This is a genomic window from Oleiphilus sp. HI0125, assembly GCF_001635355.1.
Map to the genome: position 1 here is coordinate 1 of NZ_LWGF01000033.1, position 578 is coordinate 578.

1 pseudogene is annotated in these 578 nt (G+C 46.2%); it reads left to right on the top strand.

Going from position 1 to position 578, the window contains the following annotated elements:
• Positions 1 to 364 (top strand): annotated as a pseudogene (locus tag A3762_RS26780) (diphosphate--fructose-6-phosphate 1-phosphotransferase); the annotation flags it as partial.
• Positions 365 to 578 lie beyond the last annotated feature (214 nt).

Below are 578 nucleotides of genomic sequence, written 5' to 3' on the forward strand. Positions count from 1 at the left end.
AGCACGCCACATTGCTAGCCGAACTGACGTCGAGCAAGCATATGCGATGGGTAAAGCAGCTGTTGAGTTTGCGGTTAGCGGCAAAAATGCAGTCATGCCAATTATCGTTCGCGAGAACTCTTCTCCATACAAATGGAGCATTAGCGAAGCACCATTAAGCCAAGTTGCCAACCAAGAAAAGAAAATGCCTATTCACTATATTACCGATGACGGCTATGGCATTACGGCGGAATGTCGTGAGTACCTATCGCCTCTTATTCAAGGTGAAGACTACCCTCCTTATGACGATGCAGGTATGCCACGTTATGTGAACCTCGTGAACAAGGTCATCGAGAAAAAACTTCGTACAGATTTCGAAATCTAAAACGAAAAAGGAACAGACGAAACTTCTGTTCCAGCTTCTTTAAAACAGGCGATAGGCTTAGTCGCTCATCGCCTGTTTTTCTTTCTGACGCGCAAGCCCTAAAGCCGGTCTTACTCCGAGGCGCCCAATATAGGCTTTAAGGTTTTCTTGCTCGATGCTTTGACCAAAACTCATTCCCCAAAACAAGCAATGCCCCAATAGTATGTCGGCGGCA